Source organism: Sulfitobacter aestuarii (assembly GCF_042685005.1).
Taxonomy (GTDB): Bacteria; Pseudomonadota; Alphaproteobacteria; order Rhodobacterales; family Rhodobacteraceae; genus Sulfitobacter; species Sulfitobacter aestuarii.
The window spans coordinates 1-1,283 of sequence record NZ_JBHUMP010000064.1 but is presented as its reverse complement, the minus strand read 5'-3'; the positions used below and the strand labels follow the sequence as shown (position 1 = coordinate 1,283).

Annotated in this window: 1 protein-coding gene; it reads left to right on the top strand. The window is 66.3% G+C overall.

Features of this window, described 5'->3' with window-relative positions:
• The first annotated feature begins 20 nt into the window (after positions 1 to 20).
• Entirely contained in the window at positions 21 to 1,274 is a 1,254-nt protein-coding gene (gene glyA, locus ACFSUD_RS19580) for a serine hydroxymethyltransferase (RefSeq protein ID WP_386376184.1), read from the top strand.
• Positions 1,275 to 1,283 lie beyond the last annotated feature (9 nt).

The following is a 1,283-nucleotide window of genomic DNA, read 5'->3' as shown; positions in this document are numbered from 1 at the left end:
CCGACTTCTTCACCGCCACCTTGGCCGCCACCGACCCGGATATCGCCGCCGCCGTCACCAACGAGCTCGGCCGCCAGCGCGACGAGATCGAGCTGATTGCCTCCGAGAACATCGTTTCCGCCGCGGTGCTCGAGGCGCAGGGGTCGATCATGACCAACAAATACGCCGAAGGCTATCCGGGGCGGCGCTATTACGGCGGATGTGAACATGTGGACGTGGCCGAGAACCTCGCCATCGACCGGGCCAGGCAGCTCTTCGGCTGCGACTTCGCCAATGTGCAGCCGAACTCCGGCAGCCAGGCCAACCAGGGCGTGTTCCAGGCGCTCCTGAAGCCCGGCGACACGATCCTCGGCATGAGTCTGGATGCGGGCGGTCACCTGACCCATGGCGCCGCGCCCAACCAGTCGGGCAAGTGGTTCAACGCCGTGCAATACGGCGTGCGCCGCGAGGACAACCGGCTCGATTACGACCAGGCCGAGGCGCTTGCGAAAGAACACCAGCCGAAGATGATCATCGCCGGCGGCTCCGCGATCCCGCGCCAGATCGATTTCGCCCGGATGCGCGAGATCGCCGATATGGTCGGCGCCTATCTGCATGTGGACATGGCCCATTTCGCCGGTCTGGTGGCGGCGGGCGAACATCCCTCGCCCTTCCCCCATGCCCATGTCGCCACCACGACCACCCACAAGACCCTGCGCGGCCCGCGCGGCGGCATGATCCTCACCAATGACGAGGCGATTGCGAAAAAGATCAACTCGGCGATCTTCCCCGGCATCCAGGGCGGCCCGCTGATGCATGTGATCGCCGCCAAGGCGGTGGCCTTCGGCGAGGCGCTGCGCCCGGAGTTCAAGGACTATATCAAGCAGGTGGTGATCAATGCCCAGGCGCTTTCCGACCAGCTGATCAAGGGCGGGCTCGACACCGTGACCCAGGGCACCGACACCCATGTGGTGCTGGTCGATCTGCGCCCCAAGAACGTCAAGGGCAACGACACCGAGAAGGCCCTCGGCCGCGCCCATATCACCTGCAACAAGAACGGCGTGCCGTTCGATCCCGAGAAACCCACCGTGACCAGCGGCATCCGCCTGGGCTCCCCGGCGGGCACGACCCGCGGCTTCGGCGAAGCCGAGTTCCGCCAGATCGCCGACTGGATCATCGAGGTGGTGGAGGGGCTCGCGGCGAACGGCGCGGAGGGCAATGCCGAGGTCGAGGCCCGGGTGCGCGGCGAGGTCGAGGCCCTCTGCAAACGCTTCCCGATGTATCCCGAGCTCTGAAGCGGATCA